This window comes from Halanaerobiales bacterium (assembly GCA_035270125.1).
In the GTDB taxonomy this organism is placed as follows: Bacteria; Bacillota; Halanaerobiia; order Halanaerobiales; family DATFIM01; genus DATFIM01.
The window spans coordinates 1-6,893 of sequence record DATFIM010000012.1 but is presented as its reverse complement, the minus strand read 5'-3'; the positions used below and the strand labels follow the sequence as shown (position 1 = coordinate 6,893).

The 6,893-nt window shown below is 29.3% G+C and carries 8 protein-coding genes; 1 reads left to right on the top strand and 7 read right to left on the bottom strand.

Features of this window, described 5'->3' with window-relative positions:
• From VJ881_00685 to yedE, 6 genes are all read right to left on the bottom strand, one after another.
• Window positions 1-843, bottom strand: an 843-nt coding sequence (locus VJ881_00685) for a gamma-glutamyltransferase (protein ID HKL74555.1), incomplete at its 3' end; no start/stop codon positions are given.
• Between the two features lie 95 nt (window positions 844-938).
• On the bottom strand, window positions 939-2,333 hold the full coding sequence (locus VJ881_00680; GenBank protein ID HKL74554.1) for a HAMP domain-containing sensor histidine kinase: 1,395 nt from the start codon (window positions 2,331-2,333) through the stop codon (window positions 939-941).
• Window positions 2,334-3,032 carry a response regulator transcription factor gene (locus tag VJ881_00675; GenBank protein ID HKL74553.1) on the bottom strand — a complete coding sequence of 233 codons (699 nt, stop codon included), beginning with the start codon at window positions 3,030-3,032 and terminating at the stop codon, window positions 2,334-2,336.
• Between the two features lie 53 nt (window positions 3,033-3,085).
• Window positions 3,086-3,355 carry a DUF3343 domain-containing protein gene (locus tag VJ881_00670; protein HKL74552.1) on the bottom strand — a complete coding sequence of 90 codons (270 nt, stop codon included), beginning with the start codon at window positions 3,353-3,355 and terminating at the stop codon, window positions 3,086-3,088.
• 22 nt (window positions 3,356-3,377) lie between these two features.
• Window positions 3,378-3,596, bottom strand: coding sequence for a sulfurtransferase TusA family protein (locus VJ881_00665; GenBank protein HKL74551.1), 219 nt, complete (start codon window positions 3,594-3,596; stop codon window positions 3,378-3,380).
• Between the two features lie 19 nt (window positions 3,597-3,615).
• Window positions 3,616-4,671, bottom strand: a complete 1,056-nt coding sequence (gene yedE / locus VJ881_00660) for a YedE family putative selenium transporter (protein HKL74550.1) — start codon at window positions 4,669-4,671, stop codon at window positions 3,616-3,618.
• Window positions 4,672-4,851: 180 nt separating this feature from the next.
• Here yedE and VJ881_00655 point away from each other — a divergent pair, with 180 nt between their 5' ends.
• Window positions 4,852-5,997, top strand: a complete 1,146-nt coding sequence (locus VJ881_00655; GenBank protein ID HKL74549.1) for an aminotransferase class V-fold PLP-dependent enzyme — start codon at window positions 4,852-4,854, stop codon at window positions 5,995-5,997.
• 47 nt (window positions 5,998-6,044) lie between these two features.
• Here VJ881_00655 and VJ881_00650 read toward each other — a convergent pair.
• Window positions 6,045-6,893: selenium metabolism-associated LysR family transcriptional regulator (locus VJ881_00650; protein ID HKL74548.1), on the bottom strand; the 849-nt coding region annotated here is incomplete at its 5' end.

Genomic DNA, 6,893 nt, shown 5'->3' with positions numbered 1-6,893 from the left:
CAAAATACCTAAAGCCATTAAAGCTGAAAGACCCTGGCCATTAGGCGGTAATTCCCAGACATCATAACCTTTATAACTTACTTTAATAGGATCTACCCATTCAACTTCAAAAGAAGCCAGATCTTCTTTAGATAAATATCCATTATATTTTTTAGAAAAAGCAGCTATTTCTTCTGCTATTTTTCCTTTATAAAAAGATTCAGCTTTGGTTTCAGCAATCTCTTTTAATGTACGAGCATGATCCTCCGATTTCCACATCTCCCCAATTCTGGGTGCTCTACCTTTAGGAGCAAAAGTTTTAAACCAGTTTTCAAACTCTTCTCCCTTAAGATTTTCTTTATATACTTTATAGGCTCTATTCCAATAATATCCCAAAGTAGGGGTAATTGGGTAACCTTTTTGGGCATATTCTACTGCCGGTTCAAATAAGTCTTCAAAATCAAGTCTTCCATAACGTTCTGCCAATGCAACCCAGGTACCGGGTACCCCAGGAGTGGTTACTGGAAGCCAGCCAAACTTTTCCATTTTTTCTAGTCCTTTATCTCGAAGTTTTTTAGCAGAAATAGATTTTGGGGACCTACCACTTCCATTAAGCCCGGATAGTTTTCCATTATGATAAACAATGGAAAATGCATCACCACCAATACCATTAGATGTAGGTTCAACAACTGTTAAAGCTGCTGCTGTTGCAATTGCTGCATCTATTGCATTTCCACCTTTTTCTAAAATCCGCAATCCAGCCTGAGCAGCTAAAGGTTGAGAAGTAGCAACTATACCATTTCTGGCAAATACAGTATTTCTTTGTGAATTAAATGGATAATTTAAAAAATCTGCCTTTTTCATATTTAATACCTCCATTAATTTGCTAAAGAATTAAATTATTACTATTGTTAATATAATATCAATTATTTGTTTGATTTGCAATAAAGATTACTTTATTATTTTTCATGTGGCAAGTAAATTGTAAATATACTACCACTTTCACCACTTTCTACCTCTATTTTACCAGATAACGCTTCAATCAATTCTTTTACAACAGCCAAACCAATTCCAGTTCCCTTAGTCTCTTTTGAACGGGAACTGTCCGCTCTATAAAATCTTTCAAATATATAGGGTATATCTTTTTCTTTAATACCAATACCATCATCTTCAATTTTAATCACTAGATAATCTTTTTCCAATTTTGAAGTTATTTTTACATAGCCACCATTTTTATTATATTTAACAGCATTAGATATGAGATTATTAAAAATTATCTCCAGACTTTCACCATCAGTGTATATTAAAAAATCTTTTTCATAATCTAAGTCCTTTATAATTTCTACATTTTTCTTTTGAGCTTTTTTAGTAAATTTTTGAATAATATTAGTTAATAATTTATTAACTTCTATTTTCTCTTTTTCTATATAGACTTTTTTTCTTTCAGCATCAGTTAAACTACCCAATCTATTTACTAATAAAACAAGACGTTCCAACTCTTCATTTATTTCTGAGATTGTTTTTTGATCTGCTTTTAAAATTCCGTCTTCTATACCTTCCAGATAACTTTTGATGGTAGTTAGTGGTGTTCTAAGTTCATGAGCAAGATCAGCTGTAGATTTTTTTCTAATTTTATTTAAATGATCCAATTTTTTTGTCATCTCATTTAATGAATTTCCCAGTTCAGTAAGTTCATCATTAGCTCTAATTTCCAGTTCATTTTCAAAATCACCTTCAGCAACTTTATTAGCAAATTTGTTCATTTTCAAAATAGGAACTGTTAGATATTTAGAAAAAATGAGACTTATAATTATAGTTAAAATAATAATTATTATTGCAGTAATTATTATAACTCTATTCATTTTTTCTACAAATATCTGTCCCTGTTCATTATTTATATTTTGTTGAGGAGGCAAACGCCAGTAGAGATAACCAAAAGTTTGCTCATTATTATCTAAGCTAACTTTATTAAAATTTTCAATTTGATTTTTTAGATTTATAGAATCATTTCTACCTCCCATAGGAGAGTGTCCTATATTAGAACTCATATTCATTCTTTTACCCTGAATATTGCTAAAAAGAATATTTTCTCGGGTATCAGTAATAAGGTAATCAAAACCACTGGTGAATTTCAAATCAATAATAATATTTTCTATTTGTTCCCAACTATTACCGGCTTCAAATCTATTTTCAATTAGTGTTTCAATTTCTTCTATTCTTTCAACTCTTTCATTATAAAGGAATTCATTAAAGTTTTCATTAAGTCTATAATTTAAATAAAAACTAACAAATAAAAGACCACTAACAGCTATTAAAACCATCACGATTGCTATCTTTTTTCCTATTCTACTCATTTAGTCACCTTCTTTATTAACATTAAAACGATAACCAGCTCCATATACTGTTTTTATATATTCATTTTTTGCTAACCCCATCTTTTTTCTAATATTTTTGATATGAGCATCTATAGTTCTATCAAATCCTTTAAATTCAAGTCCCATTACTTTTTCTGCAAGTTGTTCTCTTGATAAAACCTGTTCTGGGTTTCGAGCTAAATTATAAAAAAGTTTAAACTCTGTATTTGTAAGATCAATTTCTTTTTTTTGATAAATTACTTTCATTTTATCTGGATAAAATTTCAATCGACCATCATCATAAATTATTATATCAGCTTTTTCAGCTTTATAATCACTTCTTCGTAAAATAGCTTTGATACGAGCAATAAGTTCTTTATTACTAAATGGTTTAACTAAATAGTCATCAGCTCCATAATTAAATCCATTTACTTTAGCATCTTCAGTATTTTTAGCTGTTAACATAAGTATTGGAAGTTCTGATTTTTGTCTCACCTGCTGACAAACTTCTTCTCCACTAAGTTTAGGTAACATTAGATCTAAAACCATAAGATCTGGCTGAAAACTTTCCACTAATTCTAATGCTTTTTCACCATCTTTTGCTTCTTTAACTTCATAATCATCTTTTTTTAAATAAGCAGAAACAACTTTTCTTATTTTTTCTTCATCATCAACAACTAAGATTTTTTTATTTTCCAAAAAAACACCTCCACAACTTCTCTATTTTATTTTACTATAAAAATATGAATATTTTATGAATTGTTATAAATAACTTCCGGATCTTTACTTTTATCTTCAAAAACTTTATATATATCTTCATATTCAATTTTATTTTTATCACAAATATTTTTAACTTGAGAAATTTCTTCTTCATCAATTTTTCCTGCTAATCCACAGGATGAACTTATTTTTCTGGGTACAGGAATTAACTTAACAAAAAGATTTTCAGATTTTAAAGTTTTCTCAAATTCTAGTGCTAAATGTGTTGAATAAAAAGTAAATAAAACAAAATAATCTTTCACAAGAATTCTCCTTTACTTAAAATTATTTTTTAGTAATCAACAATTCATATTCCTCATTACCTTTATTATTTACTTCTACATTACAGCCAGAATTCCTTGCAAATCTTCCAACATTTTCTTTAGCTACTTCCTCACCAATTAAGACTTTAATACTATCCCCTTTTTTAAGATCACTAACTGCATTTTTTGTCATTATAACAGGTTCTGGACATGACCTACCTCTTGTATCTACTTTTAACATTATAATTTCCTCCTTTAAATTAAGCCATTTTATTATATTTAATACTACTTAAAGCTATTACAGTTACAATTATTATTCCAAAAATCACAGCAAATTTGCCAGCAAAGCCAACACCACTACCTGAAGCTGCAAGCCCAAAATTGTGAGCAATAGCAGCCCCGACAAGATAACCAATAAATGTTACAACTGAATCTGTATTTCCTTCTCCAGCTAAAATTGTCTGTCTTAAAGGACAGCCACCTAAAAGAACTGAACCAAAACCGGTTAAAAACATTCCTAATAGATTCCATAACCAATCTGTATGAGCAGCAGGTTGACCGACAAATCCAGGATCAAAATTACCAAAAATAATATTTACTATAAAAGCAAAAACAAATATTGAAATAAAGCCAATGATTAAATGAGAATCCTTTATTAAATATAGATCACGAATACCTCCCGCCATACATATCCGACTTCTCTGTGCTAAAATACCTATAATTAATCCAGCACTTAGAGCAATTATCCAGGGTGCATAAGCAGCACCTGGGCCACTTTCACTAAATATAATAAATCCAGGTCTTACTATTCTAAAAATTAAAAGTAAAATAGCTATTCCAGGTAAAATATAACCACTAGTTTTATTAACCTTATAACTTCTTCCCAGAGTAAAACCATATTTCAAAAATTGAGTCCCTATTAAAACTCCGACAACAAATCCAACTATTCCAAGAATTGCATTCCAGTCTCCACCTGCAAGTCTTAAAACCATTCTTAAAGGACAACCTAAAAATACTAAAGCCCCAATCATAACAAACATCGCTATTACAAAGCGACTAATAGGTGAAGAACCACCAGTAACTTTAAATTCTCCTTTTGTTTTGGCAATGATAAAAGCCCCTAAAATAAAACCTAAAATTTCAGGTCTTAAATACTGAACAACCCCTGCTCTATGTAAACCAATTGAACCAGCAATATCTCTAATAAAACAGGCCACACAAATTCCCATATTAGCTGGATTCCCAAATTTAACTAACAGCCCACCTAATAATCCTATAACTGCTCCGGTAATAATTATTCCTTTTTTATCATTCATTTTTAGCCTCCTATTGTGATATATTTCACCTGTATTATAGCATAAAACTTTTTAGTTATAAAGTATTTTTATATTATTTATTTATTTTTCTTATATTTTTCTTGATATATTTTTATTTTAATCATATAATTAAAATATGAAAGTTAATCATATAATTATTTTTTAATCAGGAGGTTTATTATGAGAAAAATTTATCTTGATAATGCAGCTACCACCAGTAAAAAACCTGAAGGTGTAAAAGAAGCTGTATTAAATTATTATGAAAAAATAGGATGCAGTCCAGGCAGAGGTGGATATGAGGATTCTATTAAGGCCGGTAGAATAATTTTAGAAGCCAGATCAAATATTGCAGACTTTTTTAATGTACCTAACCCAGAACAAATCATCTTTACTCATAATGTAACATATGCTTTAAATATGGGCTTAAAAGGTATTTTAAAAAATAATGATCATGTTATAACTACAACAATGGAACATAACTCTGTATTAAGGCCTTTATATGGATTGGAAAAGAAAGGAATAATTGAAGTAGATTATGTGAAGTGTGAAAAAGATGGAAGTTTAAATCCAGCTAAAATTAAAAATTATATTAAAGATAATACAAAACTTATTGTTATTACATATGCTTCAAATGTAACTGGAACTTTAATGCCTGTCAAAGAAGTTTCAGAAATTGCAAAAGAAAATAATTTGTATTTTATCTTAGATACAGCTCAGGCAGCAGGTTTATATGATATAGATTTTCAGGATTTAAATACTGATATTCTTGCGTTTACCGGTCATAAAGGATTAATGGGACCTCCTGGAACAGGGGGTTTTGCTGTAAGTAAAAATATTGCTAAAAATATGGATTCTCTAATTGAAGGTGGAACTGGCAGTATCTCTGATAAAGAATACCAGCCTAATTTCTTACCTGATAAATTTGAAAGTGGAACTATGAATACACCTGGTATTGCCGGTTTAAAAGCTGGAATTGATTTTATAGAAAATACTGGTTTAGAAAAAATAAGAGAACACGAATTAAATCTCAGCCAAAAATTTATTAAGGGTTTAAAAGAAAATAATAAAATTAAAATATTTGGCCCTGCCAATCATAAAAAACAGGCACCAACTATATCAATTCAATATAAAGATTTAGACATGGGAGAAATGAGTTTTATACTTGATGACAAATATGGAATAATGACAAGATCCGGACTACATTGTGCACCATTTGCTCATAAAACAATAGGCTCTTTCCCCCAGGGAACACTAAGGTTTAGTATTGGTTATTTTAACACTGAAGAAGAAATTGAATATACTCTAGAAAAACTTAAAAAGTTTTAAATACAATAACCTCCAGTTTTTACACTGGAGGTTAAAATTATTTTAAATTAAATATTAAAAATTTCTATAAATTTCTTTATGATATTTTCATCTTTTCTATTTTTATTAAAGGCAAGATAAAATTTTCTGCTAAAATTCATTCCTTTTACATCTACTTCCTGGACTCTACTACAATTATGAGCTTTTGAAGAGGCTAGTTTTGAAACAAAAGATATCCCCAGACCACTCTGCACACCTGCTATTATAGCCTCTGTGCTTCCCATTTCACACTTTATATTTAATTCATTTATATTTATACCATTTTCTTTTAAACCTTCTAACATGGCCTTCCTTGTCCCTGAACCTACTTCTCTAATTAACATTTTTTCATTTTTTAACTCTTCTATTGAAATCTCATTTTTCCTTGAAAATTTATGATTTTTAGGAACAATTAATTTTAACTCATCTTTTGCAATTTCTTTAACTTCATATTTAGAATTTTCAGGTTTATAACCAACAATAATAATATCAACTTTATCTTTTTCTAAAAGCTCAATCATCTCTTCGCTATCTCCTACTTTAATTGAAGATTTCATATCAATATTTTCAGAATCAAGCTTTGCCAGAATATCAGGTAAAAGATATTCAGATGGAATTGTGCTGGAACCAATTTCAATTTTTTGAAATGATTTATTTTTACTTTCTTCTACTCTATAGGTTATTTTTTCCCAGCTATTTATAATTTTTTTTGCTTCACTGTAAACAACTTTACCTGCGGGAGTTAATTTTATTTTGCCATTTTCTTTAATAATTAAATCAGTATCAAATCTTTCTTCAAGAAATTTTATCTGCATACTAACTGCCGGTTGAGTTAAATCTAATTTTTCTGCTACCTTTGAATAGCTGCCTGTGTCAAT